Annotated in this window: 17 protein-coding genes; 7 read left to right on the forward strand and 10 right to left on the reverse strand. The window is 67.8% G+C overall.

Annotated features, from left to right (window positions below; all coding sequences use genetic code 11):
• Positions 1–402 precede the first annotated feature (402 nt).
• Positions 403–2,415, forward strand: a complete 2,013-nt coding sequence (locus tag K8M09_RS19765; RefSeq protein WP_160785842.1) for a putative bifunctional diguanylate cyclase/phosphodiesterase — start codon at positions 403–405, stop codon at positions 2,413–2,415.
• 2 nt (positions 2,416–2,417) lie between these two features.
• Here K8M09_RS19765 and K8M09_RS19770 read toward each other — a convergent pair whose 3' ends face one another.
• Positions 2,418–3,080, reverse strand: a complete 663-nt coding sequence (locus K8M09_RS19770) for a GntR family transcriptional regulator (RefSeq protein WP_160785841.1) — start codon at positions 3,078–3,080, stop codon at positions 2,418–2,420.
• Between the two features lie 177 nt (positions 3,081–3,257).
• Between K8M09_RS19770 and K8M09_RS19775 the strand changes: the two genes are divergently transcribed.
• The 4 genes from K8M09_RS19775 to K8M09_RS19790 all read left to right on the forward strand — a co-directional run bounded on the left by K8M09_RS19775 (position 3,258) and on the right by K8M09_RS19790 (position 10,052).
• Positions 3,258–4,025: a LamB/YcsF family protein gene (locus K8M09_RS19775; RefSeq protein ID WP_160785840.1), complete on the forward strand. Its 768-nt coding sequence runs from the start codon at positions 3,258–3,260 to the stop codon at positions 4,023–4,025.
• 4 nt (positions 4,026–4,029) lie between these two features.
• Complete coding sequence (locus K8M09_RS19780) at positions 4,030–5,637, forward strand: 5-oxoprolinase subunit B/C family protein (RefSeq protein ID WP_160785839.1); 1,608 nt, start codon at positions 4,030–4,032, stop codon at positions 5,635–5,637.
• Complete coding sequence (locus tag K8M09_RS19785; protein WP_160785838.1) at positions 5,634–7,355, forward strand: acetyl/propionyl/methylcrotonyl-CoA carboxylase subunit alpha; 1,722 nt, start codon at positions 5,634–5,636, stop codon at positions 7,353–7,355. Before K8M09_RS19780 ends, K8M09_RS19785 begins: the two co-directional genes overlap by 4 nt.
• 108 nt (positions 7,356–7,463) lie before the next feature.
• On the forward strand, positions 7,464–10,052 hold the full coding sequence (locus K8M09_RS19790) for an AMP-binding protein (protein ID WP_160785837.1): 2,589 nt from the start codon (positions 7,464–7,466) through the stop codon (positions 10,050–10,052).
• A 10-nt stretch (positions 10,053–10,062) separates the two neighbouring features.
• Here the strand turns inward: K8M09_RS19790 and K8M09_RS19795 are convergent, their stop codons facing one another.
• Positions 10,063–10,845, reverse strand: coding sequence for a MauE/DoxX family redox-associated membrane protein (locus K8M09_RS19795; RefSeq protein ID WP_160785836.1), 783 nt, complete (start codon positions 10,843–10,845; stop codon positions 10,063–10,065).
• A gap of 51 nt (positions 10,846–10,896) precedes the next feature.
• On the opposite strand from K8M09_RS19795, the gene K8M09_RS19800 reads away from it, so the two are divergent.
• Together K8M09_RS19800 and K8M09_RS19805 are read left to right on the forward strand one after the other, a co-directional pair.
• Positions 10,897–11,301 carry a MerR family transcriptional regulator gene (locus tag K8M09_RS19800; RefSeq protein ID WP_160785835.1) on the forward strand — a complete coding sequence of 135 codons (405 nt, stop codon included), beginning with the start codon at positions 10,897–10,899 and terminating at the stop codon, positions 11,299–11,301.
• A 178-nt stretch (positions 11,302–11,479) separates the two neighbouring features.
• Entirely contained in the window at positions 11,480–12,775 is a 1,296-nt protein-coding gene (locus K8M09_RS19805) for a GGDEF domain-containing protein (protein ID WP_160785834.1), read from the forward strand.
• On the opposite strand, the gene K8M09_RS23675 is transcribed toward K8M09_RS19805, so the two are convergent.
• The 8 genes from K8M09_RS23675 to K8M09_RS19850 all read right to left on the reverse strand — a co-directional run bounded on the left by K8M09_RS23675 (position 12,760) and on the right by K8M09_RS19850 (position 26,210).
• Positions 12,760–19,563, reverse strand: a complete 6,804-nt coding sequence (locus tag K8M09_RS23675; protein ID WP_160785833.1) for a hypothetical protein — start codon at positions 19,561–19,563, stop codon at positions 12,760–12,762. The two genes, K8M09_RS19805 and K8M09_RS23675, sit on opposite strands and share 16 nt — an antisense overlap.
• Positions 19,564–19,860: 297 nt before the next feature.
• Positions 19,861–20,220, reverse strand: a complete 360-nt coding sequence (locus tag K8M09_RS19820) for a cupin domain-containing protein (protein ID WP_160785832.1) — start codon at positions 20,218–20,220, stop codon at positions 19,861–19,863.
• A gap of 18 nt (positions 20,221–20,238) precedes the next feature.
• Positions 20,239–21,624, reverse strand: coding sequence for an NAD(P)/FAD-dependent oxidoreductase (locus tag K8M09_RS19825; RefSeq protein WP_160785831.1), 1,386 nt, complete (start codon positions 21,622–21,624; stop codon positions 20,239–20,241).
• A gap of 16 nt (positions 21,625–21,640) precedes the next feature.
• A complete protein-coding gene (locus K8M09_RS19830) occupies positions 21,641–22,756 on the reverse strand; it encodes an ABC transporter ATP-binding protein (protein WP_160785830.1) in 1,116 nt (371 codons plus the stop codon).
• A gap of 2 nt (positions 22,757–22,758) precedes the next feature.
• On the reverse strand, positions 22,759–23,544 hold the full coding sequence (locus K8M09_RS19835) for an ABC transporter permease (RefSeq protein WP_160785829.1): 786 nt from the start codon (positions 23,542–23,544) through the stop codon (positions 22,759–22,761).
• Between the two features lie 3 nt (positions 23,545–23,547).
• Positions 23,548–24,405, reverse strand: coding sequence for an ABC transporter permease (locus tag K8M09_RS19840; protein WP_160785921.1), 858 nt, complete (start codon positions 24,403–24,405; stop codon positions 23,548–23,550).
• 70 nt (positions 24,406–24,475) lie between these two features.
• Entirely contained in the window at positions 24,476–25,546 is a 1,071-nt protein-coding gene (locus K8M09_RS19845; protein WP_160785828.1) for an extracellular solute-binding protein, read from the reverse strand.
• Positions 25,547–25,592: 46 nt separating this feature from the next.
• Positions 25,593–26,210 (reverse strand): helix-turn-helix domain-containing protein, encoded by a 618-nt coding sequence (locus K8M09_RS19850; RefSeq protein ID WP_160785827.1) that lies wholly within the window; start codon positions 26,208–26,210, stop codon positions 25,593–25,595.
• Positions 26,211–26,287: the final 77 nt, after the last annotated feature.

The raw sequence follows: 26,287 nt of genomic DNA on the forward strand, positions 1-26,287 counted from the left end.
AATATTTTCCATCCGGTCAAAAATTGGGCATATTGCACGTAGCTGATGCATATGGCGGTTTTCCTCCCAGTGCCGCCGCACCGGCTGTTCCCCTCTGGAGGTTTTTGACCTTCACACTTCATGGGCCGCGATTTTCGCCGGCCCATTTTTTTGTTTCACGCTGCTACATTCCGCCCGAAATGACGCAGATAGGATGCAATCTCACGGTTGTATTAGCTTTTTCATTACGCTCTCGTGCTTCAATCTGCCTGCTGAAGTCCCCGGTTTTCCGGTTGTGTCCTCGGCGAAGATAAGCACGGTGAGACGGGTGCGGCCTTTGGACGGGACGACAGCGATCGCTAGCGGAAAGACGGATCGGCCCGGAGCCGCCGCCGCGCGCTGCCGGCAAAGCCGGGGCCTTGCATGACGCGCTCGCCCAAGACAACGCTGCGCCTCCTCGCGGTCGCCTGGCCCTTCGTCCTCATCGTCATCCTGCAGACGGCGCTTGCGACCTTCAGCCTGCAGGTCACCTCGTCGCTGCGGGCCTTCGTCACCGGCGAGAGCCTGTGGTCGAAGGGGCAGCACGACGCGCTCTATTATCTCAACCGCTATGCCGAGTCCGGCAACCGTTCCTTCGTCGACCGCTATCATCAGGCCATCGCGATCCCGATGGGCGACCGCGCGGCGCGGCTGGCGCTGGAGGCGAGCCCCGCCGACAATGCCGCCGCCTTCGAGGGCTTCCTGAAGGGCGGCAATCACCCGGACGATATTCCCAACGTCATCTGGCTCTTCCGCTATTTCCGCTGGCTGCCGATCATGGACGCCAGCATCCGCGACTGGCGCACGGCGGAAGGCGTGCTGATGCAATTGCTGCCGATCGGCGAGGCGATCGATGCCTCGCGCCATATCGGCGAGGCCGACAGGCGCGAGATCACGCGCCAGCTCGACGAGATCAATGCGCTGGTGACGCCGCTGACCAGACGGTTCTCCGACCGTCTCGGCGAGGGCACGCGCCAGGTGCAGACGGTGCTCTTCGCCGTCAATTTGGCGATCGCGCTGCTCTTCATCGCGCTGACCGTCTGGCGGCTGAACAGTTTCCTCACCCATCGCCGCACCATCGAGGATCAGCTTTCGCACAGCGCGAACCACGACGACCTCACCGGCCTGCCGAACCGGCGGCTCTTCGAGGAGAAGCTGGCGGGCGTGCTCGACAATGCGGAGGCGCGCCATGCGCTGATGTTCATCGACCTCGACCAGTTCAAGGCGGTGAACGACAATGGCGGCCATGCGGCGGGCGACGAGCTGCTGCGCCGGGTCTCACGCGACCTCAGCAATGCCATTCGCGGCTCGGATGTGCTCGCCCGGCTCGGCGGCGACGAATTCGGTATCGTCCTGCCGAACTGCCTGCCGGACGATGCGCTGCGCATCGCCATGCGGCTGCGCGAGATCACCGAGGGCATCGATTTCGTCTGGAGCGGGCATCGCTACTCGATCAGCGCCAGCATCGGCGTGGTCCATCTCGGCGGGCGCGGCTATACCCTGCAGGAAGCCCTGCGCGCCGCCGACATCGCCTGCTACATGGCCAAGGAGAAGGGGCGCAACCGCGTGCATGTCTATGAGACGAGCGACGCGGCGCAGAGCCAGTTCACCGCGAACCTGAGCTGGGTGCAGCGCCTGCACCGGGCGCTGGAGGAAGATCGCTTCCAGCTCTTCTCGCAGGCGATCGTCGCCGCGGACGGGAGCGGGGAGGAGGGGGAGCACTGCGAAATCCTGCTGCGGCTGGAAGAGAACGGCAAGCTGCTTTCGCCCGGCGCCTTCATTCCCGCCGCCGAACGCTACGGGCTGATGCCGTCGCTCGACCGCTGGGTGATCCGCAACGCACTCGATCTCATCGGCCGCAATGCCGGCCCCGCCTCGGGCACCTATTCCATCAATCTCAGCGGCCTGACGCTGAAGGACGATACGTTCCTGCCGTTCTTCCGCGAGGCGTTGCAGCGCAGCCGCGTATCGGCGGGCGTGCTTTGCTTCGAGATCACCGAGACCAGCGCCATCGAGAATCTCGACGAGGCCATCGCCTTCATGAATGCGATGCGCGCCATGGGCTGCCGTTTCGCGCTCGACGATTTCGGTGTCGGCATGTCGTCGCTGACCTATCTGAAGCGCCTGCCGGTCGACTATGTGAAGATCGACGGCAGCTTCGTGCGCGACATGCTGTCGGACAAGACGGACTGGATGACCGTCGAGATGATCAACCAGATATCGCATCTCGCCGGCCGCCGGACGATTGCAGAATTCGTGGAAAGCCCGGAGATTCTGGCGGCGCTGCGCACCATCGGCGTGGATTATGTGCAGGGCTACGCCATCGCCCGGCCCGTGCCTTTCCAGCCGGGGCCGTCCGTTCCGGAAATCGAGCCGCGCCGCGCCAGCGTGGGCTGAGGTCAGGCCGGGTCCGAGGCGCGCTCCAGCGCCTTCAGCATGGTGCGTTCGGCAAGGTTGAGATAGGTCTCCATCTGCGCCGCGGCCTCGACGGGCCGGTTCTCCTCGACAAGCGACAGGATGGTGGCGTTCATGTCGACGAAGGGGGCGTGCAGGTGCTCCGGGTCGTTCAGCAGGCCGAAGCACAGGCGAAGTTCCGCCGATATGCGCGCATAGAATTCGTTGAGCCGCGCGCTGTCGGACAGATCGACCACGGCGGCGTGGAAGACCATGTTGGCGCTGCCGACGCCGGTCCAGTCGCTCGCATCGCGCGCGCGCTGCCCGTCGCTAACGGACTGGCGCATGATCCGGATGGCGGGATGCTGCGGCCAGGCCTGGCGCAGCGCGCCGCATTCCAGCATGCGCCGCACCCGGTAGATATCGATGATCGAGGCCATGGAGGGCACGGCGACGAAGACGCCGCGATTGGCCTCGTGATGCAGCAGGCCATCCTTGGTGAGAAGACGGAAGGCTTCGCGCAGGGAATTGCGCGAAACGTCGAAGCGCTCGCTGAACGCGGCCTCGGAAAGGCGCTGGCCGGGGGAAAGCTCACCCGAAATCAGCAGCGCGCGCATGCGCCGCGCCAGTCGGTCGGCAAGCGGCAGGCCATCTGCGTCGTCGGTCATTGCATTCTCCCTGTCCGCTGTGCCTTAGCATGAATGCGGGAACAAGGGAGGCGAAAAGTGCAGCCGATCGTCCGTGTCACGAGAGAAGAATGGAAATATTGTTGAACAATGTTGACATTTTTGTCTGGCAGGGCATGATCGGACGCTTTTAGAGGACTGCGCAAGACGGAGGAAACCATGGCGGCGATCGATCTTAACAGCGATCTCGGCGAAAGCTACGGCGCCTGGCGCATGGGCGACGATGCGGCGATGCTCGCTATCGTCTCTTCCGCCAACATCGCCTGCGGCTTCCATGCCGGCGATCCGGCGGGCATCTACCGCACGGTTCAGGCCGCCGCCGCAAACGGCGTCGTCATCGGTGCTCATGTCTCCTATCCGGACCGTGTCGGCTTCGGCCGCCGCGACCTCGACGCGACGGCCGAGGAGCTGATTGCCGATGTGATCTACCAGATCGGCGCGATCAAGGGCATTGCGGCCGCCGCCGGGACCACGGTGCGCTACGTCAAGCCGCATGGCGCGCTCTACAACCGCATCGCCTATGACGCAAAGCAGGGGCAGGCGGTGATCGACGGCATCAAGGCGGTCGATCCGGCGCTGGTCCTGATGGGCCTTGCCAATGCGCCGATCCTCGATCTGGCGCGCCGCTCCGGCCTTGCCGTCGTCGCGGAAGCCTTTGCCGACCGCGCCTATACGCCGAAGGGCGAGCTTGTCTCCCGCCGCGAGGCCGGCTCCGTGCTGCATGACGAGAAGAAGATCGCCGACCGCATGGTGCAGCTTGCCCGCACGGGCACGCTGGAGGCCATCGACGGCAGCACGATCCGCGTCGAGGCCCAGTCGATCTGCGTGCATGGTGACAGCCCCGGCGCCGTCGCCATCGCGCAGGAAATCCGCCGTCGTTTTGAGGCCGAGGGCATCGCCATCCGCTCCTTCGCCGGCAAGGCATGAGGGCATGGCGCGCTTTCTTCCCGTCAGCCTGACCACGATCCTCGTCGAACTGGCCGATCTCGATGAAACGCTGGCGCTCTTCGCCGCGCTTCAGGCCGATCCCATCGACGGTATTGCGGAAATGGTGCCGGCGGCGCGCACGCTGATGATCGGCTTTCGCTCGGAAAAGGTGACGCCGGCGGCGCTTGCGGCGCGGATCGCCACCTACGACCTGTCGGCGAAGATCGCGCCGTCGGAGCATCTGGTGGAGATTCCGGTACGCTATGACGGCGAGGATCTGGCCGATGTGGCGGCGCTGACGGGCCTTGCCGTCGATGAGGTCATCCGCCGCCATACGCAGAGCGAGTTCACCGTCGCCTTCTGCGGCTTCGCGCCGGGCTTCGGCTATCTCGTCGGCGGCGATCCGGCGCTGCATGTGCCGCGCCGCAAAAGCCCGCGCACCCGCATTCCCGCCGGTTCCGTGGCGCTCGCCGGGGCCTTCAGCGGCGTCTATCCGCAGGCAAGCCCCGGCGGCTGGCAGATCATCGGCACGACGCCGGTGAAGATGTGGGATATCGACCGGGAGCCGGGAGCGCTGTTCCAGCCCGGCTACCGCGTCCGCTTCTTCGACATGGCGGCCGCGGGCAAGACGATCAGTATTCCGCAAGCTACTCCCCGCAGGGAGCGCGTCGTTGCGCCGGAAGCGCCGCAATTTCGGGTGCGCGCCACGCCCATGCCCGCCGTCTTCCAGGATCGAGGCCGTTTCGGCCAGACGGGGCAGGGCGTCTCGGCCTCCGGCGCGCTCGACCGCGCCGCGTTCAACGCCGCCAACCGCATCGTCGGCAATCCCGCCGGCACGCCCGCGCTCGAACTCACGCTCGGCGGCTTTTCCTTCGAAAGCAGCACCCGCGCCGTGATCGGCCTTGCCGGCGCGGCCTTGACGGTGACGGTCCGCGATGCCGCCGGCCGCAGCCGGGACTTTCCGACCTACGCGCCGATTTCGCTGGAACCCGGCGATGTCGTGACCATGGGACACCCGCAGAAAGGCATGCGCGCCTATCTCGCCGTACGTGGCGGTTTCGACGTCGCGCCGGTTCTCGGCAGCGCATCGACCGATACGCTTGCCGTCGTCGGCCCGGAGCCGGTGACGATGGGGAGCGTGCTGGCCCTCAAGGAGGAGAGCATGGGGCTGGCGAGCGTTTCCCTCGACGAGCTCCCCGCCTTCGACCTGCCGGCTGCCGGTGACGTCGTGACGCTCGACGTGGTGCTCGGCCCGCGCACGGAATGGTTCACGCAAAAGGGCATCGAGACCCTGACCGGCCAGATCTGGAAGGTCACGCCGCAATCGAACCGCGTGGGCATCCGCCTTGCCGGCGCGGTGCCGCTGGAGCGCAGGGACAGCGCGGAGCTGCCGAGCGAGGGTACGGCGACGGGCGCGATCCAGGTGCCGCACAGCGGCCAGCCGGTCCTCTTCCTTGCCGATCATCCGCTGACGGGCGGCTATCCCGTCATCGGCGCGGTCGCCGATCATCATCTGGACCTTGCCGGCCAGATTCCCGTCAATGCCAGCATCCGTTTTCGCCCGGTCGGCCCCTTCGCCGAGATCGCCGCGCAGACTGGAGGAGCGCCATGAAGAAAATCCTGATCGCCAATCGCGGCGAGATCGCCGTGCGCATCCTGCGCGCCTGCCGCGACCATGGCCTCCAGTCGGTCGCCGTCTATGCCGATCCGGATGCCGACGCGCTCTTCGTGCGCCTTGCCGACGAGGCCTACGGCCTCGATGGCGTGCGCCCGGCCGAGACCTATCTCGATATCGGCAAGCTGATCGCCATCGCGAAGCGCTCCGGCGCGGATGCGGTGCATCCCGGCTACGGCTTCCTCTCCGAGCGGGTGGAATTCGCAAGGGCCGTGCAGGATGCCGGCCTCGTCTGGATCGGCCCCGATCCGCAGGTGATCGAGGCGCTCGGCGACAAGGTCGAGGCGCGGCGCATCGCCGCCGGCGTCGGCGCGCCGCTCGTCGCGGGTAGCGACGGTCCCGTTTCCTCCGCAGCCGAGGTGATCGCCTTCGCCGAGCGCCACGGCCTGCCGGTCGCCATCAAGGCGGCGCATGGCGGCGGGGGGCGCGGCATCAAGGTGGCGTGGAAGATGGAAGAGGTCGCCGACCTCTACGAATCGGCCGTGCGCGAGGCGACGGCTGCCTTCGGGCGCGGCGAATGTTTCCTCGAACGCTTCCTCGACCGGCCCCGTCATATCGAGGCGCAGGTCATGGCCGACCGGCACGGCAATGTCGTGGTGCTCGGCACCCGCGACTGCTCGGCCCAGCGCCGCAACCAGAAGCTCATCGAGGAGGCCCCCGCGCCCTTCCTGACGCCGGAGCAGCGCGAGCGCATCCACGCCGCCGCGAAAGCGATCTGCGCCGCTGCGGGCTATTGCGGCGCGGGCACGGTGGAATTCCTGCTCGGCGCGGATGGCACGATCTCCTTCCTCGAGGTGAACACGCGCCTTCAGGTGGAGCATCCGGTGACGGAGGAGACGACGGGCATCGATCTCGTCATCGAGCAGTTCCGCATCGCCGAGGGCAAGCCGCTGTGCGTCACCGAGACCCCGCAGCCGCGCGGCCATTCCATCGAATTCCGCATCAATGCCGAGGATCCCGGCCGCGGCTTCCTGCCGACGCCGGGAACGATCGCTGCCTTCGATCCGCCGTCCGGCCCGGGCGTGCGCCTCGACAGCGGTGTCGTTGCCGGCTCGACGATCCCCGGCGTCTTCGATTCGCTGATGGCCAAACTGATCGTCACCGGCGCGACGCGCGAGGAGGCGCTGCGCCGCGCCCGCCGGGCGCTGCGGGAATTCCGCATCGAGGGCGTGGCGACGGTGCTGCCGTTCCACCGCGCGGCCATCGATACGCAGGATTTCATCGGCGCGGACGGCTTCAAGGTGCATACCCGCTGGATCGAGACCGAGTTCGCCGCCATGCCGGACGCCATGGCCCGGCCGGAGCCGGCTGCCGATCCGTCGCTGATCCGCACCCATCTCGAAATCGACGGCCGGCGTGTCGCGCTCGCGCTGCCGAGCCTGCTCCTGGCCGGCCTTGGCGCCGTGGGGCAGGGCGGGGCGCCTGCGAAGGACAAGGCGGCCGACGACGGCATCGCCGCCCCGGTTTCCGGCACCCTGCAGGCTTTCGGCATCGCCGATGGCGCGACGGTCGCCACAGGCGACGTGGTCGCGGTAATGGAGGCGATGAAGATGGAAACGCAGGTTCTCGCGCCGAAGGCCGGCCGCTTGCGCCTTCGGGTGAAGGAGGGCGATTATCTTCAGGCGGGCGATACGCTGATGGTGTTCGAGGACTGAACGGAGGAACGCCGCGTCGCCTCCGACATTTCTTGACACGTTACATCATGTTAAATTAGGCGGATCGTCGTGGCCGCGGCTGGCTGCGAGATGCGTGAGGCCTAGTCGATGTCCCTGTCTTTCATCCGCGCGTTCGAGGCACGAGGCGAGCGGCCAGCCCTCGTCCTTCCGGGCAACCGCGTCGTCACCTATGCGGACCTAGCCCGGCGTGTCGCAAGCCGCGCGGCGCTTCTGGGCGGCGGCCGCCGTCTTGTGGCGATCGAGGCCGGCACCTGCGAACATGCGATCGTCACCTATCTGGCGGCGCTTTCGGCGGGACATGCGGTGGCGCTCCTGCCGCCCGGGCAATCTTCGGCGCTGGACGCTTTCTGCGAGGATTTCCGGCCGGAAACCGTTTGCCGCCTCGTCGATGGCCGCTGGCGGATGGATGCCGGCCTTCATCCCGATCCGCAGCCGTTGCATCCCGACCTTGCCCTGCTGCTTTCGACCTCGGGCTCCACCGGCATCAGCAAGAGCGTGCGGCTCTCGGCCGCCGCCATCGAGGCGAATGCGCGGTCGATTGCCGATTACCTGCGGATCGGCGCGGATGACCGTGGCCTGCTACTCCTGCCGCTGCACTATTCCTACGGTCTCTCCGTCCTGCACTCCCATCTCGCGGTCGGTGCGAGCCTCTTCGTGCCGCGCCATGCGGTTCTGGATACGGGGTTCGCGGACGATATCTCCGCGCATGGGGTGACCAATATTGCCGGGGTACCCTTCAGCTACGATCTTTTCGAGCGCATCGGCCTGCGCGATCACGCCCTTCCCGCGCTGCGCTTCATGACGGTGGCGGGCGGGCGGCTTTCGCCGGACCTGATCGACCTCTATCGCCGCCGGATGGAAGGTCGTGGCGGGCGGTTCTTCGTCATGTACGGACAGACGGAAGCGACGGCGCGGATCGCCTATGTGCCGCCGGAGCATCTGGCCGGGCACGAAGACTGCATCGGCATCGCCATCCCGGGCGGCAGGCTCGCCCTTGCCGGAGACGACGGGGCGGCGATCACCAGGCCCGGCATGACGGGCGAACTCGTCTATTCCGGCCCGAATGTCATGATGGGCTATGCGGGCGGCCGGGCGGACCTGTCGCGCGGCCACGAGACGGGTGACCTCAGGACCGGCGATCTGGCCGAACGGACGGCGGACGGCCTTTATCGCGTCGTCGGTCGCCTGAAGCGCTTTTCCAAGATCGCCGGCCTGCGCATCGCCCACGATGCGGTCGAGCAGGCGCTGGCCCGCAGCGGCCTCGATGTCGTCGTGACGGGCACGGACAGCCATCTGACGGCCTTCTTCACCGCCGCCGCCGGTGAAGGCGATGTGCGCGCCCGGCTTGCGGAGGCCAGCGGCCTGACCCTGCTGCATGTGAGCGCCCGGCGGATCGCCGCCTTTCCCCGCAATGCCAGCGGCAAGATCGACTATGCGGCGCTGGCTGCCCTGTCCGCCGCGCGCCCGGCCGAGGCCGGTGGCGTGCGCGAGGCCTTCCGGCGCGCCTTCTTCCCGAAGATCGTCGGGGACGACGACAGCTTCGTTGCGCTGGGCGGGGATTCCCTGCGGTTCGTGGAGCTGTCTCTCGGGCTGGAGCAGGCTCTCGGCGCCCTGCCGGACGACTGGGACCGCATGACAGTCGGCGCGCTTGCCGCCCGGGAGCCGCAAACGGCGGTCTTGCCGAGGGTCGGTGCCGATATTGCCCTGCGGGTCTTCGCCATTCTGCTCGTGGTCCTGCATCACGAAATGCTCTGGCCGATCCCGGGCGGCTCCGCCCTGATGCTGGTTCTGGTCGGCTTCTCGCTGGCGCGGTTCCAGCAGGCGAATTTCGCGGAAGGCGACTGGAAAGCCCTGTTGCGGCCGCTCGTCATGGTGTTCGTGCCCTATGCGGCGGTGCTGGCCGGCTATGCGCTGGCATGGGGCGCGGTTCCCTGGGCGTCGGTGTTCCTGGTCGGGAACTTCGGCTTCGCCGATCCGGTGCGCCATACCATGCTGCCCTATCTTTACTGGTTCGTGGAGCTTTTCACGCAGATCCTGCTGCTCTTCGCCGTACTTTCCTTCGTGCCGTGCGCGCGGACCGCCGTTGCGCGCAACCCCTTCGCGGCCGGGCTTTTCGTGCTGGCCTTCGCCGTCTTCCTCCGCTTCTCGGCGCCGCTCGTCGTGGATATCGGCAACCGGCAGATTTTCACGCTGTACTGGAACCTCCACCTCGTCGCCTTCGGCTGGTGCGCCTGGCTGGCGCCCGGGCCGCGCAGCAGGGCGCTTCTCGCCACGCTCGCGGCGGCCCTGTTCTTCGTTCTCGGCTTCGTCGATGGCGTGTGGATCGGCACGACGGTGAAATACCTCGTCGTATTCAGCGGCTTCCTCGCGCTTCTCTTCCTGCCGGCGCTACCGGTGCCGCGATGGCTGTTTGCCGCGCTGATGCCCGTGGCGGCGGCGAGCTATCATATCTACCTGTTCCACCGATTGGTGCCGGAAGTGCTGATGGCGCCCCTGCACGGTACGGGCATCGCGCCTGCGCTCTTCCATGGGGCCGCCATTCTCGGCGGCCTTGCCGCCGGCATCGCCGTATGGGCGCTCCAGCGGGTCGCCGTCCGGCGGCTTGCCGCCACCCGCCTCGAAGCCCCGGCCTGGAAGGGTGTTTCCAGGCCGGGGGCGAAGCGGGCGCTTTCCTGAAGGCCGCCGGCTACATGGCGTGGCCGCCGATATAGCCGAGCGATGCGGCGGCCATCCACACGGCCATGGCGATCATCATCAGGTTCTCCGTCAGCGAGATGAAGCCGAGCGGAACGTTGCTCGCGCCGCCGACGCAGGCGCATTTCAGTTCGCGCCGGTCGATATAGACGGCCTTGAAGACCGAGGACGCGCCGACCGTGCCGATGAACAGGGCGACCGGAACCGACAGCCAGTTGAGCGCGCCCGCCACCATCAGCACCCCGGCAAGCCCCTCGGCATAGGGGTAGATGTAGCTATAGGGCACCCAGCGCCTGGCGAGCAGGTCGTAGTTGAGGAACATCGTGGCGAAGCTTTCGACGTTCTGCAGCTTCAGCATGGCGAGCACGACCATCGAAAAGGCGATGAACCATTCCGCCGCCTTCAGCGTGAAGGGCGAGCCGCTGGCCGCGAAGCTCGCCGCCATGGCCATGAACGCCGTCAGCGTGAACAGCACGATGACCGGGCGATAGGTGGTCGCCGCCGGGTCTGCGACGGGCTTGCCGAGATAGCGGCGCAGGTCGTCGTAGCCGCCGATGCGCGCGCCGTCGATGAAGACCTGCGGGGTGGTGGCGACGCCGTGCTGCGCCTTGAAGGAGTCGGTCTCCTCACGGGTCGTCAGGTGGCGGTCCTCGACCTCGTAGCCCGAGCGGCGCAGGAGGTCCTTCGCCTTCAGTCCGTAGGGGCAGGTATGGTGCGCCGTCACCATGCGGTAGAGGATGGCCTTGCGGCCGGCGTTCTGAACCTTGTCCAACATCTCACGTCTCCTGTCTTGTGAAACCGTTGGATGGGTTATAGGTTCCGTACCATGGTACGGAGTCAATACCCTGAAGAGCTGACAATCGGAAAACTTGCGGCCGCCGCCAATGTCGGCGTCGAGACCGTGCGTTTCTACCAGCGTCGCGGTCTGCTTTCGACGCCAAGGCGTATCGAGGGTATCCGCCGCTACGGCGAGGCGGATGTCTCGCGTCTGCGCTTCATCCGGCAGGCGCAGACGGCGGGCTTCACGCTGGAGGAGATCCGCCAGCTCCTTGCGTTCGATTCGGGCGAGGACCGCGCTGCGGCGCGCGAAATGGCGACGAAGCGCCTTGCCGAACTGGATGCCCGCATGGAGGACCTGCAACGGGCGCGGGCGTCGCTGCAGACGCTCGTTTCGGAATGCGCGGTCGGCAAGAAGGGGCCATGCCCCATCCTGAAATCCTTCGAAACCTGAGCAGCGGCCCCTGATGCGGTGCGAAGGGGCGTCTTAACGGTCTGTTGGCCTAGTCTTGCAACAGGCATTTAGGAGTCTGGCGTTAAGGTGCGGGCATGGGCGGCGCGTGCGCGCCGCGTTTGCATGCCGGCGCCTGCGGCGGCCCGGCGATCCGCAGGATGGGGAGATCGCGTTGGCGATGGATGCGCAGACCATATTCACGACGGCTTCCGTGATGGTGCTTGCCAACGGCGCCATCCTGACGGCCATGGGCCGGGAACTGCCGGCGAGCCTGCGGCCCGCCGCCATCCACTGGTGCCTCGGCACGTTGCTGATCGCGTTCGGCTGCGTCGTGTTCGCCTTCGGCGGGCCGCTGCCGCGCCCGCTGATGCTATCGGCCGCCAATATGGCCTTCGCCTTCGGTCTGACGGTCTATCTCGTGGCGATCCGCCTGTTCCTGCGGCTGGAGATCAAGGCCTGGTTCTTCCTGCCGGCTCTGGTGGCTTCGGGTGCGGTGGCCTGGTTCTCGGCCGTCATGCCCAGCTTTTCCGCCCGCATGGTCATCGTTTCCATCGTCTGGGCCGGCCTGATGCTGGTGTGCGTGAAGGACCTTGCCGATCCGTCGCGCGGAAATCCTTCCCTTGCGCGCTCGATCCTTGGCGCGATGTTCGCCGTGGTCGGCCTCTATGCCGTTGCGCGCTGCGGTTTCTATCTCCTCGCCGCGCCGCCCGCGGACTTCGCCGTCGAGGCCGGCGGCAACTGGCTGAACGTGCTGTCGGCCCTCCTGATGACGCTGCTGCCGGTCATGGGCACGACGGCCTTTCTGCTGATGTGCTCGGACCGCCTGCGGCGCGGGCTGGAGCGCGCCGCGGCGACCGACTACCTGACGGGCCTTCCCAACCGGCGCAGCCTTGCCAAGGCAGGGGCCGACGCCTTCGTCGAGGCGCGGGCCGGAGGCGGCGAGTTCGCCGTCGCGGTCTTCGACGTCGACAAGTTCAAGGCGGTCAACGACAGCTATGGGCACGACACCGGCGACCGCGCGCTGATCCACGTCGCCAACCGGCTGAGTGGGCAATTGCGCCCGACGGACATCATCGCCCGCACGGGCGGCGAGGAATTCGTCGTGCTGCTGCGGGTGCTTGCTCCGGATGATGCGCTTGCGATTGCCGAGCGCATGCGCCTCGCCGTCGAACAGAGCGATTTTTCCGTCGATGGCCGCAGGGTCGGGCTGACCATCTCGGCGGGCCTTGCCGTCCGCATCGCCGGCGATGCGGACTATGACAGCGTGCTGCGCCGGGCGGACGATGCGCTCTACCGCGCCAAGGAAAACGGCCGCAACCGCGTGGAGACCGCGCCCGGCGACGTTTCACCGCCGGACGATCCGGCGTCCGGGCGGCTGGTGATCTGCGATCCGCCGGCTATATCCGGCGAGGACTGGCCCCTGCCGGAGGAAGGCCCGCAGGCCCGCCTCCTCTACGGTCAGATTTCGAGATAGGACGAAATCAGCGCGGCGATATCGGACTGCGGGTCGCTGGCGGCCGGCGGCTCCTCCGTCACGATCTCCGTGTCGCCTGCGGCAGCGCCGTCGCCCGCTCCCGTCAGGCTGAAGGCGAAGCCCGATACGCCCGGACCGCGCGGCAGGGCCGCGATCTGCGACGAGGTCATGGCCGCAAGCTGGCTCGGCGTGAAGGCGTTGGCCTGTTCGTTGGTCAGCCCGGCAAGGGCGGCGGTGCCGAGACCGCCGATGGCGTTCGGGCTGAGCGCGAGGATATGCTCCACCGAGAAGGCGCCGAGGTCGTCGGCCCCGAGCGCCGCGGCCTGGGTCGCCGTCAGCGCGCCGACCTGCCCGGTCGAGAGCGCGGCGACCTGCGAGACGCTCATGGCGCCCATCTGTCCATAGGTGAGGGCGGCCAACTGGTCCTTTGTCAGGGCGGCGACGCTTTCGGTCGGCAGAGTGCCGATGACGGATGACGAAAGCCCCTTGATGGCCGTCGCGCTCATGGCGGCAAGCTCGGCGGTGGAGATCGTCTGCATCTGCGCGGTCGAAAGGCCCGACGTGCCCGGTATGGTCAGGGCGGATATCTGGGCGAGCGACAGGGCTTCGACCTGTTCGGTCGAGAGCGCGGCGACCTGGGCGCTGCTGAGGCCGGCGATGGCGCCCGTGCCGAGGGCGGCGATCTCGGCCACCGTCAGCGTTGCGACATAGCTCGCCGGCAGGCCCTTGATGGCGGCCGGGGCGATGGCTGCGAGCTTGTCCTTCGAGAAAGTGTCGAGCGCCTCGCTGGAGAAGCCGCCGATTGCGGCGGCGGTGAGCGCGGCGATCTGGCCGGTGCCGAGGGCTTCGGCCTGTTCGAAGGTGAGGCCGGCGGCCTGCGTGCCGGTGAGGCCGGCAAGGCCGCTTGCGCTGAGCGCGGCGATCTGGCGGGGTGTCAGGGCCGCGATGTCGGCGACCGCGAGCGCCGCCACCTGCTTTGAGGAGAGCGCATTCACCTGCGCGGTCGAGAAGGAGGCGATCTGGCCCGGCGCGAGCGCCGCGATCTGCCCCGTCGTCATGCCGCCGATGCCCGAGGGGCTGAGCGCCTCGAGCTGCTCGGGCGAGAAGCCGGCAAGGATCGTTTCCGAAAGGCCGGGCATGGCGACCGAGCCGATGGCCGCGATGTCGGCAGGCGAGAACAGCGCGATGTCGGCCGCGTCGAAGGCCGCCATCTGGCGGGAGGTGAGGGCGCCGATCTGCGTTGCGGTCAGGGCTTCGACCTGATCGGCGCTGAGCGCGGTGATCTGCTCGCTCGACAGGCCGGAAATGCCGGCCGTGCTGAGGGCGGCGATCTGCGCGGTGGTCAGCGAGGCGATCATGCCGGTCGTCAGGCCCGTCACGGCCCGCGATCCGATGGCCGCGATATCGGCGATCGAGAACAGGGCGAGGTCGTCGGCGCTGAGCGCCGCGATCTGCCGCGAGGAGAGCGCGCCGACCTGCGCCGGGGTCAGGGCCTCGGCCTGCGCGGTGCTGAGGGCTGCGACCTGATCGGTGCCGAGCGCATGGACACCGTCCGTGCTGAGCGCCGCGATCTGCCGGGGCGACAGCGCCGCGATATCGTCCGTGCCGAGCGCTGCGATCTGCGCGGAGCCGAATGCGGCCATCTGGAGCGTCGTCAGGGCCTCGAACTGGGTGCTGCTCAGCGCGTCGATCTGCGCGCCGGTAAGGCCGGCGGCGTTGATCGCGGCGATCTGGCCCGGCGTGAAGGCGGCGATGGCCGCCGTCGGAAGCCCGGCAAGGGCGCGCGAACTGATCGCGGCGATTTCCGCGGTGGTGAAGGTTTCGAGATTTTCGGCGCTGAGCGCCGCGATCTGCGTGGAATTGAGCGCTGCGATCTGCGTGCTGCTGAGCGCTTCGGCCTGCGCGGCCGTCAGGGCGCCGATCTGCGCGCCGGTAAGGCCGGAAACGCCCGCAGAGCCGAGCGCTGCGATCTGCGCGGGGGAAAGCGCCGCGATATCCTCGGTGCCGAGGGCCGCGACCTGCCGGGAGCCGAGGGCGGCGAGCTGCGTCGTTGTGAGCGCGCCGACCTGGGCGGAGGAAAGGGTGGCGACCTGGTCGCTCGTCATGCCGGAAATGCTGGCCGCGCCGAGGGATGCGACCTGCGCGGTCGTCAGCGCGGCGAGCATGGCGGAGGTCAGGCCCGGCACGGCGGCGGCGCCGATTGCGGCCATGTCGGCGGTGGAGAAGGTGGCGATCCCGCCAGCGTCGAGGGCGGCGATCTGGCGCGAGCCGAGGGCCGCGACCTGCGTCGGCGTCAGGGCCTCGGCCTGGGCGCTGGTGAAGGCGGCGACCTGCTCGGGCGAGAGCGCGCCGATGGTGGCGGCGCTGAGGGCGGCGACCTGCTCGGGCGAGAGCGTCGCGATATAGTCCGGTCCGAGAATGGCGATCTGGCGCGCATTGAGCGCGCGCATCTGCTCCGGTTTCAGGGAATCGATCTGCTCGCTGGTGAAGGCCGCGACCTGCCGTGGCTCCATGCCGTTGATGGCGGCGGTGCTGAGCGCCGCGATCTGCGCCGTCGAGAGCGATGCGACCGTCGCCGTCGACAGGCCCGTGATGGCGTCCGCGCGGATGGCGGCGATTTCGCGCGGGGCGAAGGTGGCGATATCGCCGCTCGAGAAGGCGGCGATCTGCGCGGCGCTCAATGCGCCGATCTGGGCGCTCGTCAGCGCCTCGGCCTGCGCGGTGCTGAGCGTGGCGATCTGGCCCGAGGTCAGTCCGCTGACGCCGGCAGAGCTGAGCCGTGCGATCTGGGCGGTCGTGAGCGCGGTGATGGTGTCGCTCGTCAGGCCCGCTATCGCGCCGGAGGTGATGGCGCCCATCTCGGAAAGGGAGAAGGTCGCAAGGTCGTCCGGGCCGAGGGCGGCGACCTGGCCGGAGGTGAGGGCTGCGATCTGGCCGGCGTTGAGCGCTTCGGCCTGCGCGGTGCTGAGGGCCGCGATCTGCTGGGTGGTCATCGCGCCGACCGCCGCCGGGTTCAGGGCGGCGATCTGGGACGTGGTGAGGGCGGCGATGACGGCCGGCGACAGGCCGCGGATGGCCTCCGAGGTGATCATCGCCATGTCCCGCGCCGTGAAGGTCGCGATGTCGTCGGCGCCAAGTTCGGCGATCTGTTCGGATTTCAGCGCGCCGACCTGCACGCTGGTCAGCGCCTCGGCCTGGCTGGTGGTGAGTGCGCCAAGCTGCTGCGAGGTGAAGCCGGCGATGCTGCCGGCATTCAGCGCGGCGATCTGCGCGGCCGTCAGCGCGGCGATCTTGTCCGTGCCGAAGGCGGGAATCTGGCCGGAGGTGATTGCGCCCATCTGGCGGACGCTGAGCGCTGCGATCTGGCCTGTGCCGAGGGCGGCGATCTGGCCGGAGGTGAGGCCGGCGATGCCGGAGGCGCTGAGCGCGGCGATCTGCTGCGTTGTCAGCCCCGCGACATCGCTCGCCTTGAGGGCGGCGACCTGCTTGGACGAGAGGGCCGCCACCTGAAGCGTCGTCATGGCGGCGAGCTGGTCCGGGGTGAGGAGGCCGATCTGGTCTGTGCGCAGCCCGCTGACCGCCGACGGGCTGAGACTGCCGATCTGCGCGGGGGAAAGAGCCTTGAGGTCGTCGTCGAGCGCGGCGGCCTGTGTCCCCGTCAGGGCCTTGAGCTGGGCGGCGGAGAGCTGGCTGACCTGCAGCGAACTCAGCGCCTCGATCTGGCTCGGCGTCAGCCCGGCGAAGCTGCCGGTGGCAAGCGCAGCGATCTGATCCGACGTGAGGGAGGCGAAGAGATGCGGCGAGAGGCCGGAAACCGCCCCCTTGTTCAGCGCGGCGATCTGCGCGGTGGAAAGGGCGGGCATGTCGCGCGCCTCGAGGCCGGCGATCTGCGCGGAGGTGAGGGCGGCGATCTGTGCGGTGGTGAGCGCGGCGATCTGCGCCGTGGACAGCGCTTCGATCTGGTCGGCCGTCATGGCGGCCAGCGCGGCGCGGTTGAGCGCCGTGGTCTGGGTCGGCGACAGCCCGGCGAGCGCATCGCCGCTGATGCCCTTGACGGCCCGGTTGCCGATTGCGGCGACATCCGCCGTCGAGAAGGTCGCAAGGTCGGCCGCGCTGAGGGCGGCGAGCTGGGTGGAGGAAAGCGCCGAAATCTGCCCGGGCGTCAGCGCCTCGACCTGCGCGGTAGACAGCGCCTCGATCTGGTCCGGCGTCATGCCGCCGATGCTGGTCGCGCCGATGGCTGCAATCTGCGCCGTCGTCAGCGAGGCGAGGAAGTCCGGATCCAGCGAGGCGATCTGCATGGGTGTGAGGCTGCGGATCTGCGTGCTGGTGAAGGCGGCGATCTGGTCGGGCGAAAGCTCGGACAGGGAAAGGCTGTCGAGGCCTGCCATGGCCTGGGTGCTGATTGCGGCGAGATCGTCGGTGGAGAAGGTGGCGATGCCCTCCGGCCCGAGGGCGAGAAGCTGCCGGGCGTTCATGACGCGGACCTGGCCCGGCGTCAGCGCCTCGATCTGGTCGGTGCCGAGCACGTCGATCTGGCTGGTGGAGAGGCCGGCGATCACGCTCGGGCTGAGCGCGGCGATCTGGTCTGGCGTCAGCGCGGCGATGACGGCGGTGGGCAGGCCCGCGACGGCCCTGCTGCTGAGGGCGGCGATATGCGCGGTGGAGAATTCCGAGAGCGCGTCGGAGTTCATGGCCGAAAGCTGCACGGAGGTGAGCGCGGCGATCTGCTTGAGCGACAGCGCCTCGATCTGCTCCGGGCTCATCGCGCGGATCTGCGCTGCGCCGAGGCCGGAAAGCGCGGCCGTGGCGATGGCGGCGATCTGCTCGGAGGAAAGCTCCGCGATGGCGTCGCTGCGGATGCCGACGATGGCCTTGGCGGTGAGAGCGGCGATATCGGCGGTGGAGAAGGTCGCGAGCGCCTCGCCCGACAGCGCGGCGAGATGCACGGCGCTGAGGGCTTTGACCTGGGTGGGTGTGAAGGCCTCGACTTGTTCGGCGTCGAGGGCTGCGATCTGCGTGGACTTGAGGGCGGCGATCTGGACGACGCTGAGGGCGAGGATCTGGTCGGTGGAGAGCGCGGCCATCGCGTCGGAGCTAAGGCCCGACAGCGCGGCGGTCTGGATCGCGCCGATATCCGCCTTGGAGAAGCGCTTCAGCGCTTCGGGGTCGATGGCGGCGATCTGCTTGGCCGTCAGCGCGCGCGTCTGGAGCGGCGTGAACGCCTCGATCTGTTCCTCGCTCATCGACGCGATCTGCGCCGGCGTCAGCCCGGCGATCGCGCCGACGCTGAGCGCGGCGATCTGCGCCGTGGTCATGCCCGAAATCGCGTCGGTGGTGAGGCCCGAGAGCGCGTTGGCCGAAAGCGCCGCGATCTTCGCGGGCGTCATCGCCGCGACGTCGTCCTCGTCGAATGCGCCGATCTGCTGGGCGGTGAAGCCCCTGAGCTGTGTCTGCGAGAAGGCTTCGATCTGGCTGGGCGTCAGCGCGTCGATCTGCGCCGAGGTCAGCCCCTTGACGGCGGTGCTGGCGAGCGCGGCGATCTGGCTGCTGGACAGCAGTTCGATCGTGTCGGTGCTGAGGGCGGCGACCTGCCGAGCGTCGAGCGCGGCGATCTGGCCCGGCTTCAGGGCGCCGGCCTGCTCGTCGGACAGGGCGGCGATGGCGGCGGTGCCCAGCCCCTTGATGCCGGCGACCGAAAGGGCGGCGATGCTGTCGCTGGAAAGCTCGGCGATATCGTCGGTGCCGAAGGTGGAAACCTGTGCGGCGGTGAGAACGGCGAGCTGCGCGGGCTTCAGGCTGGCGATCTGCTCGGGGCTGAGCGCGTTCATCTGGGCGATGGTCAGGCCGGGCAGCGCCTGCAGGCTGATCGCCCCGAGCTGCTCGACGGTGAGGCTGGCGATCGTCTCCGTGCCGAGACCGGGTATGGCCTTTGCGGAAAACGCGGTCAGCTCGTCGAGCGAGAAGAGGGCGATATCGTCCGCGCTCATAGCCGCGAGCTGCGGGGCGCTGAGCGCCCTGGACTGGGCGGCCGTCAGAGCCTCGATCTGCTCGTCCTCGAGGGCAACGATCTGCCGTGGCAGCAGGCCCGTGATCGCACTGGTGCTGAGCGCGGCGATCTGCCCTGTCGAAAAGGCCATGACGGCCTCGTCGCTGAGCGCGGAAATCTGGGCGGGCTTGAGCAGCGCGACCTGGGCGGTGGTGAGCGCCTGGATCTGGTCCGAGGTGAGGCCGGCGACCTGAGTGGCGGTGAGGCCGGCAATGGCGAGCGGGCTCATTGCCGCGAACTGCTCGCTGGAAAGGGCCGCGAGCGCTTCGTTGCCGAGCCCCTGCACGCCCTTGTAGCTGATCGCCGCCATGTCCTCGGCCGAGAAGGTCTGGAGGTCCTCGATATCGAGGGCGGCAAGCTGGGCCGCGCTCAGCGCCTGGACCTGCGAGGCCGTCAGCGCCTCGGCCTGGGCGGAGGAGAGCGTGTTGATCTGCTTGGTGGTCAGCGCGGCGATCTGCCCGGAGGTCAGGCCTTCGATCTGGCCCGTCGTGCTCCGGTTGAGCGCCCCGATCTGGTCGAGCGACAGGCCGACGATAGCGCTTTGCGAAATGGCGCGAATCTGGCTGGCGCTGAGGATTTCGATATCCTGCGCCTCCAGCGCGGCGATCTGCCGGGAGGAGAAGGCGCCGATCTGGCTCGACGAAAGCGAGGCCACGTCTTCCGTCGACCAGGCCCTGATCGCATCCGTCGAGAGCTGCCGGATCTGGCTGGGGCTGAGCGTGGAAACGATCGACGTCATGGGCAAAGTCCTGGAAAAAACAAACGGATGAACACACAAATCCATAGTCTGGCAGCTTGCTCGATACAGATGTGAGCTTGCCTGAGCCTGTAGGTGTGTTCCCGCCTGTCGGACTTGCACGCGGGCCGTGTGGCCGGCCCGCTAGGACCAGTCGACATTCAGTTCAGGCTGAGCCGAAAATGGTGCTTTTGCGGGATCCGGAGCACAGCGTACTTTCGGTACGTGAGCACCGGAAGCCCGGGAAAGTGCCGTTTGCAGGCCGGCATGGACCGAATGTCGATTGGTCCTAAGCCGGCGTCAGACGCCGCCGGCAACCATGGTGTAGATCTTGCGGGTGCGCTCGTGGATCGTCCACTCGCCACGCCAGCCATGCGGCAGCACGAACATCTCGCCCGCGCCGATGTCCCGGCTCGTGCCGTCGCCGTTGTGTAGCGTCACGCGGCCGGTGAGCAGGTGGCAGATTTCGGCGATCTTCGTGCGATCGGCGGTGAAGCGGCCGGGCGTGCATTCCCAGATGCCGGTTTCCATCTTGCCGTCCGGGCTGGTCCACAGCACGGTCGCCGCCTCCTGCTGGTCGCCCTCGATGGAGGTGGGCTTGGGCGCGAAGGCGCCGATGTCACGGCTGATAAGCTCGCCGAAATTGTCGACATGGATCATGGTTCTGTCCCCTGGATATCAATGGCCGGTGATGCTGTCGGCGATGGCCGCGAGCTTGGAGGTGTGCGGCAGGCCGGCGAATTCGCGTTCGTCGGCGATGCGGTAGAGCTGGTACATGGAATGGACGCCGAGCCAGCGGAACGGCTCCGGCTCCCATTTGCGCACCGTGCGGTTGACCCAGGGAAGGCGGGTCAGCTCGGTGTCGCGACCGAGCACGAGATCGGTAAGCGTGCGGCCGGCGAGATTGGAGGAGGAGACGCCGAGGCCGACATAGCCGCCGGCCCAGCCGATGCCCGTCGCCCGGTCGAAGCCGGCCGTCGTGCACCAGTCGCGCGGCACGCCGAGCACACCGCACCACGCATGGTCGATCTTGAGCGATTTCGTCTGCGGCAGGAGGCGCGTGAGGATCGCGTGCAGCGCATCGATGGTCGCCTGCTGCGTCTGGCCGTTGACATCGGTCTTCGAGCCGAAGCGGTAGGGCACGCCGCGCCCGCCCATGGTGATGCGGCCCTCGCGGGTGCGCTGGGCGTAGCAATAGGCGTGCGCCGCATCGCCCAGCAGTTCATGGCCCTGCCAGCCGATCTCCTCCCAGAGCGCGGCGGGAAGCGGCTCGGTGACGATCTGCGCGCTGTTGAGCGGCAGCCAGGTGCGCTCCTCGCCGGGGAATCCGGCCGTAAAACCTTCCGTCGCGCGGATGATGACGGGCGCGCGCACGGTGCCGCGGTCGGTCGTCACGCGGCCCTTCTCGAAGCCCGTCACGGACGTGCCTTCGAAGATCGCCACGCCGAGACCTTCCACCACGCGTGCAAGACCCCGCACCAGCTTGGCCGGCTGCACGCGCGCGGTGTCGCGGATGACGAAGGCGCCCTTGATGTCGGCGATGCGGATGCGCTTCGCGGCGTCTTCGGCGGACAGCAGCTCGATGCGCTCGGCCGGCATCTGCCAGTCGAGATAGAACTGGTACTCCTCGCGGGCGCGGTCGAGCTGCGGCTGGTTGGTGGCGACGGTGATGTTGTCGGCGCGGATGATGTCGGCGTCGATGCCCTCGGCCTCGGTGACGCGGATCACCTCGTCCACCGTGCCGGCCATGGCGCGCTGCATGCCGACGACCGCCTCGCGGCTGGAGGACTTGAGGTATTTTTCCCGCGACCAGCCGAAGCCGCCCGAAAGCCAGCCGCCATTGCGCCCGGATGCGCCGAAGCCGGCGAATTCCCGCTCGACGACGACGATGTCGAGCGCCGGATTGGCCTTCTTCAGATAATAGGCGGTCCAAAGGCCCGTATAGCCCGCGCCGATGATGCAGACATCGGCGTTCCGGTCGCCGGGAAGGGCGGGGCGCTTTTGCGGAATGCCGCCGATATCGGCGTACCAGAAGGAGATGTTGCCGTTGGTCTTGACGTCCATGGAAGAGGCTTTCGGTTCAGGTCAGCGTCACATCGGCGCTGGCGTCGTCGGGAAGAAGGGTGAGATCGGCGGGCGTGAAGGCCAGGTCGACGGTCTCGCCGATGGAGAAATCGGCCGCGCCGAGCGGGCTGCGCACCACGGCGACAGTGCCGTCCCGCAGCCTGATCTCGTATTTCGAGCCGGAGCCGAGATAGATCGCCTCGGCGACGGTGCCCGTCAGGCGGTTCTCGCCGGCAACCGTGTCCGCGCCGGGCCGCTTCAGCGCCACGCGCTCGGGCCTGAGCAGGATGACCGGGCGGGCATCGCCGGCAAGGCGGCCATGGGCGAGGACCTTCTGGTCGCCGACGGTCATCACCGTGTCGTCACCGGCCGCCTCCGCTGCGCCGCGCAGAACGGTGGATTCGCCGATGAAGCGGCCGACGAAGAGCGTTGCCGGGTTGTCGTAAAGCTCGCGTCCGGTGCCGATCTGCTCGATGCGCCCGCCGTTGAACACGGCGATGCGGTCGGACAGCACCAGCGCCTCTTCCTGGTCATGGGTGACATAGACGAAGGTGGTGCCGAGTTCGCGGTGGATACGCTTGATCTCGAGTTGCAGCCATTCGCGCAGCTTCTTGTCGAGCGCGCCGAGCGGCTCGTCCATCAAAAGCAGCGGCGGATCGAAGACCAGGGCGCGGGCGAGCGCCACGCGTTGCTGCTGGCCGCCGGAAAGCTCGTTCGGGTAGCGATGGGCGAAATCGGCCATCTTCACCATGTCGAGCGCGCGCCTGACCCGCTTGTCGCGGTCCTCTCCCTTGATGCCGCGCAGCGCCAGCGGATAGGCGACGTTCTTGCCGACGGTCATGTGCGGGAAGAGCGCGTAGTGCTGGAAGACGACGCCGATATTGCGCTTGTGCGAGGGCAGGCCCGTCACGCTCTTGCCGCCGATTTCCAGCGTGCCCGAGCTGATGTCGGTGAAGCCGGCGATGAGGTTGAGCGTCGTCGTCTTGCCCGAACCGGAGGGGCCGAGCAGCGTCATGAATTCGCCGGGGCGGATGTGCAGGTCGATATCGTTCAGGGCCGTGAAGGCGCCATAGCGCTTGGAGGCCTTGCGGATTTCGATGGCGGCGCCGGCGGAGCGTTGGGGAGCGTTCATGGTCAGGTCCTTCCGCGGCGCATGCCGAAGAGCAGGCCGGCAATGATGATGAGCGACGTTGCGAAGAACAGCAGCGTGCCGACGGCGGCGACGGTCGGGTCTGCGTCACGCGTGATCGACGTGTAGATCTGCACCGGCAGGGTCTTGAGATAGGGGCTGGTGATGAAGAGCGCGACGATGATCTCGTCGAACGAGGTGATGAAGGCGAAGAGCGCGCCGGAGAGCACCCCCGGCAAGATCAGCGGCAGCGTGACCGTGCGGAACACCGTCAGCCGGTTCGCGCCAAGGCTGCCGGCGGCCGTTTCCAGCCGGCGGTCGAAGACCTCCAGGCTTGCCTGCACCGCGATCAGCACGAAGGGGATGGCGAGCATGGTGTGGGCCAGCACGAAGCCCGTGACGGTGCCGACGAGATGCGTGTCGAGATAGACCGCATAGATGCCGATGGCGAGCACCACGCCGGGTACCACCATGGGCGTGATGAGCAGGGCGCGCAGCAATCCGCCGGTGCGGGCGGCGGCGCGGGTGACGCCGAAGGCCGCGAGCGTGCCGACCGTCGTCGCCACCACGGCGACGATGAGCGCGATGAACAGCGAATTGGTGAAGCTCGTCGTCCAGTCCGGATTGGTGAGGAAGTTCTCGTACCATTGCCAGGAGAAACCGTCCGGCGGGAAGGCGAGCGACTTGTTGCCGTTGAAGGACATCGGGATCACCACCAGCGTCGGCGCGAGCAGCAGCACGGCGACGAGCAGGCAGAAGAGGCCGAGAAGGACGCGCGGGAAGGACGGCATGGTTCAGGCCTCCCTGCGCGCGGCGGAATGCTTCTGGCGCATCAGCGGGGCGGCCATGGCGAGCAGCACGAAGGTCGCGACCAGCAGCACCACGCCCATCGCCCCGCCACGGCCCCAGTTGAGCAGGCTCAGCACCTGGTTTTGCACCAGCGAGGAGAGCATGGTCGAGCGCGGACCGCCGAGCAGGGCCGGCGTGATGTAGAAGCCGAGCGACAGGATGAAGACGATGATGGCGCCGGCATAGACGCCGGGCAGCGACAGCGGCACGTAAATCTGCAGGAAGGCGCGCCATGGCTTTGCACCGAGGCTGCGGGCGGCCTGGAGGAGGCGTGTGTCGATGCCCTTCATCACGGAATAGATCGGCAGGATCATGAAGGGTAGCAACACCTGCGTCATGCCGATGACGACGCCGGGCAGCGTGCGGATGAGCTTGACCGGCGACAGGCCGAGGCCGCGCAGGATGGAATTGATGACGCCGGAATCCTGCAGCAGGATCACCCAGGCGAGGGTGCGCACCACGCCGCTCAGCCAGAAGGGCACGAGCACGCACAGGATGAGCGCGAGGCGCATGTTCCGGCCGGCGATGGTCATGGCGTAGGCGTAAGGATAGGCGCAGATGAGGCAGGCGAGCGTCACCCAGCCGGCGACGATGAAGGTTCGTTGCAGCACCGTGCGGTTCACGGCGGACTGGAAGAACCAGACATAGTTGTCGATGCCGACAGCCGGATCGGTGAAGGAGCGCCACACGACGATGGCGAGCGGATAGGCGAGCACGAGGAGCAGGATCGCCACGGCCGGCGCGGCGAGCCAGACCGCACCGCGCGGGCGCAGCCGGGTGAGAAGGGCGGGTCGGTCGGGCATGGCGGTCAAGGTCGTCTCCCGTGGTTCAGGGCAGGCCCGGCCGGAGCCGGGCCTGCGGGCCGTCAGAGGCTCAGTTGCCGGAGAGAAGCGCGTTCCACTTCTCGCTGGCGAGGTCGAAGTTCTTCACCCAGAACGGGATGTTCTGCTGGTAGCCCTGCGCGATGCGCTCCGGCGTCGAGGTGAGGAAGGCGGCCGTCGTCTCGTCGACCTTCGGCTTGGCGTCGAGGTTGATCGGCGTGTAGGAGGTCTTCTCGGTGAGGATTTCCTGCGAGCGCTGGCCGAGATAGGCGTTGAGCAGCGCATAGGCCGCATCCGTGTCCTTGACGCCGACCGGAATGGTCATCTGATCCATCACGACCATCCAGTCCTGCCAGACGGGCGTATAGGCGGCGCCGTTCTTCACGGCGGTCATGGCGCGGCCGGTCCACATCATGATCATGTCGGCTTCGCCGGATTCGGCGAGCTGCTGGGATTCGGCGCCCGTCTTCCAGTAGATCGTGTCGGGGCCGAGGTCGCGCAGCTTCTGGATGCCCTTCTCGATGTCGTCGGCCGTCATCGCCTTGGGATCGCCGCCCGTCGCCTTGAAGCCCTGCTCGATCAGCGCGCCGATCGGGTCGCCGCTGCCGTCGATGGCGCGGGTGCCGGGGAATTTCTCGACATCGAGGAAGTCCTGCCAGTTCTTCGGCGGATTGTCCTTGTAGGTGTCGTTCTTGTACATCAGGATCATGCCGTAGTTCATCGCCGGGACCGAGCATTCGCCGACCTGGCCGGGCGGGATCTTCGAGACGTCCAGCTTGGAGAAGTCGAGCTTCTGGAACAGCGTGCCGCAATGGATGTAGGGCGGCAGGTCGGCGGTATCGACCACATCCCAGGTGACGTTGCCGGCATCGACCTGCGCCTTCAGCTTGGCGATCTCCGTCGGCCCGTCGTTGAGCAGCGTCACGCCGGATTTCTCGACGAATTCCTGAAGGGCGGCGACCTGGCCGTCCTGATAGATGCCGCCGTAGGAGACGAAGGTCAGCGTCTTGCCCTTGAGCGAGCCTTCCTTCACCGCGCCGGCGACCGGCTTTTCCTGTGCAAGCACCGGCAACGCCAGGGCGCACGTCATCGTCAGGGCCAGAGCCCCTGCAAATTTCCTCATCGCTGATACTCCCAGTAGCGCTCGCTTCCAGTTGTTCCTGCCGCGGCTACGAGCCCGGCCGTGGCAGGTATTGGTCGAGGTCGGCCGCCACGCTGGTGGGCGGGGCGATCATCCAGATCACTTCGGCCGGCTCCGCGCCGGTATTTTCGGTCTTGTGCGGAACCGAGCTTGGATATTCGATGCTGTCGCCGGCCGACAGCACATGGCGCTCGTCGCCGAGCGTCAGTTCCACCGTGCCGCGGACGACGAAGAAAAGCTCGTGCGAATCCCCGTGGCTGTAGGGCTGCTCGCCCGTCGAGCCGCCGGGGTCGAATTCGCCGATATAGACTTCCATGTCGCGGATCGGGCGGCGCGACAGCAGCATCTTGCGATAGCCCTCGGCCGGCGGCAGCGCCGGGCGCTCGGCCTTGCGCAGAACCCGGCCGACGGGCGGCTCGTCGTCGTCGAACAGATCGGTGAGGCGGATGCCGAGCGCTTCGGCGATGCGCATCAGCGTGCTGGTGTTGACGCCGCTGAGGCCGCGTTCGAGCTGGCTGAGGAAACTCGCGGTCGTGCCCGTGGCCTCGCCGAGCGCGCGAAGCGACATGCGGCGGGCGGTGCGGAAGGCCTTCACCTTGTCGCCGACGGCCCCCTGCTTCGCTGTCACGGCCACGAAATCGTCCATGGATCACTCCTCACTTAACAACATATTAAGTGGCTGACGGATTAGCAACCGCGAAATTGTGCCGGAACGACTTTTGT

It is taken from the genome of Shinella zoogloeoides, assembly GCF_020883495.1.
GTDB lineage: Bacteria > Pseudomonadota > Alphaproteobacteria > Rhizobiales > Rhizobiaceae > Shinella > Shinella zoogloeoides.

Bases quoted from the DNA above. Each gene is read 5' to 3' on its own strand.
- K8M09_RS19770 (WP_160785841.1), bottom strand. From the start codon at position 3,080: ATGACCGACGACGCAGATGGCCTGCCGCTTGCCGACCGACTGGCGCGG.
- K8M09_RS19775 (WP_160785840.1), top strand. From the start codon at position 3,258: ATGGCGGCGATCGATCTTAACAGCGATCTCGGCGAAAGCTACGGCGCC.
- K8M09_RS19850 (WP_160785827.1), bottom strand. From the start codon at position 26,210: ATGGACGATTTCGTGGCCGTGACAGCGAAGCAGGGGGCCGTCGGCGAC.
- K8M09_RS19795 (WP_160785836.1), bottom strand. From the start codon at position 10,845: ATGTTGGACAAGGTTCAGAACGCCGGCCGCAAGGCCATCCTCTACCGC.
- K8M09_RS23675 (WP_160785833.1), bottom strand. From the start codon at position 19,563: ATGACGTCGATCGTTTCCACGCTCAGCCCCAGCCAGATCCGGCAGCTC.
- K8M09_RS19785 (WP_160785838.1), top strand. From the start codon at position 5,634: ATGAAGAAAATCCTGATCGCCAATCGCGGCGAGATCGCCGTGCGCATC.
- K8M09_RS19820 (WP_160785832.1), bottom strand. From the start codon at position 20,220: ATGATCCATGTCGACAATTTCGGCGAGCTTATCAGCCGTGACATCGGC.
- K8M09_RS19830 (WP_160785830.1), bottom strand. From the start codon at position 22,756: ATGAACGCTCCCCAACGCTCCGCCGGCGCCGCCATCGAAATCCGCAAG.
- K8M09_RS19805 (WP_160785834.1), top strand. From the start codon at position 11,480: ATGGATGCGCAGACCATATTCACGACGGCTTCCGTGATGGTGCTTGCC.
- K8M09_RS19840 (WP_160785921.1), bottom strand. From the start codon at position 24,405: ATGCCCGACCGACCCGCCCTTCTCACCCGGCTGCGCCCGCGCGGTGCG.
- K8M09_RS19835 (WP_160785829.1), bottom strand. From the start codon at position 23,544: ATGCCGTCCTTCCCGCGCGTCCTTCTCGGCCTCTTCTGCCTGCTCGTC.
- K8M09_RS19800 (WP_160785835.1), top strand. From the start codon at position 10,897: ATGGTACGGAGTCAATACCCTGAAGAGCTGACAATCGGAAAACTTGCG.
- K8M09_RS19765 (WP_160785842.1), top strand. From the start codon at position 403: ATGACGCGCTCGCCCAAGACAACGCTGCGCCTCCTCGCGGTCGCCTGG.
- K8M09_RS19780 (WP_160785839.1), top strand. From the start codon at position 4,030: ATGGCGCGCTTTCTTCCCGTCAGCCTGACCACGATCCTCGTCGAACTG.
- K8M09_RS19845 (WP_160785828.1), bottom strand. From the start codon at position 25,546: ATGAGGAAATTTGCAGGGGCTCTGGCCCTGACGATGACGTGCGCCCTG.
- K8M09_RS19825 (WP_160785831.1), bottom strand. From the start codon at position 21,624: ATGGACGTCAAGACCAACGGCAACATCTCCTTCTGGTACGCCGATATC.
- K8M09_RS19790 (WP_160785837.1), top strand. From the start codon at position 7,464: ATGTCCCTGTCTTTCATCCGCGCGTTCGAGGCACGAGGCGAGCGGCCA.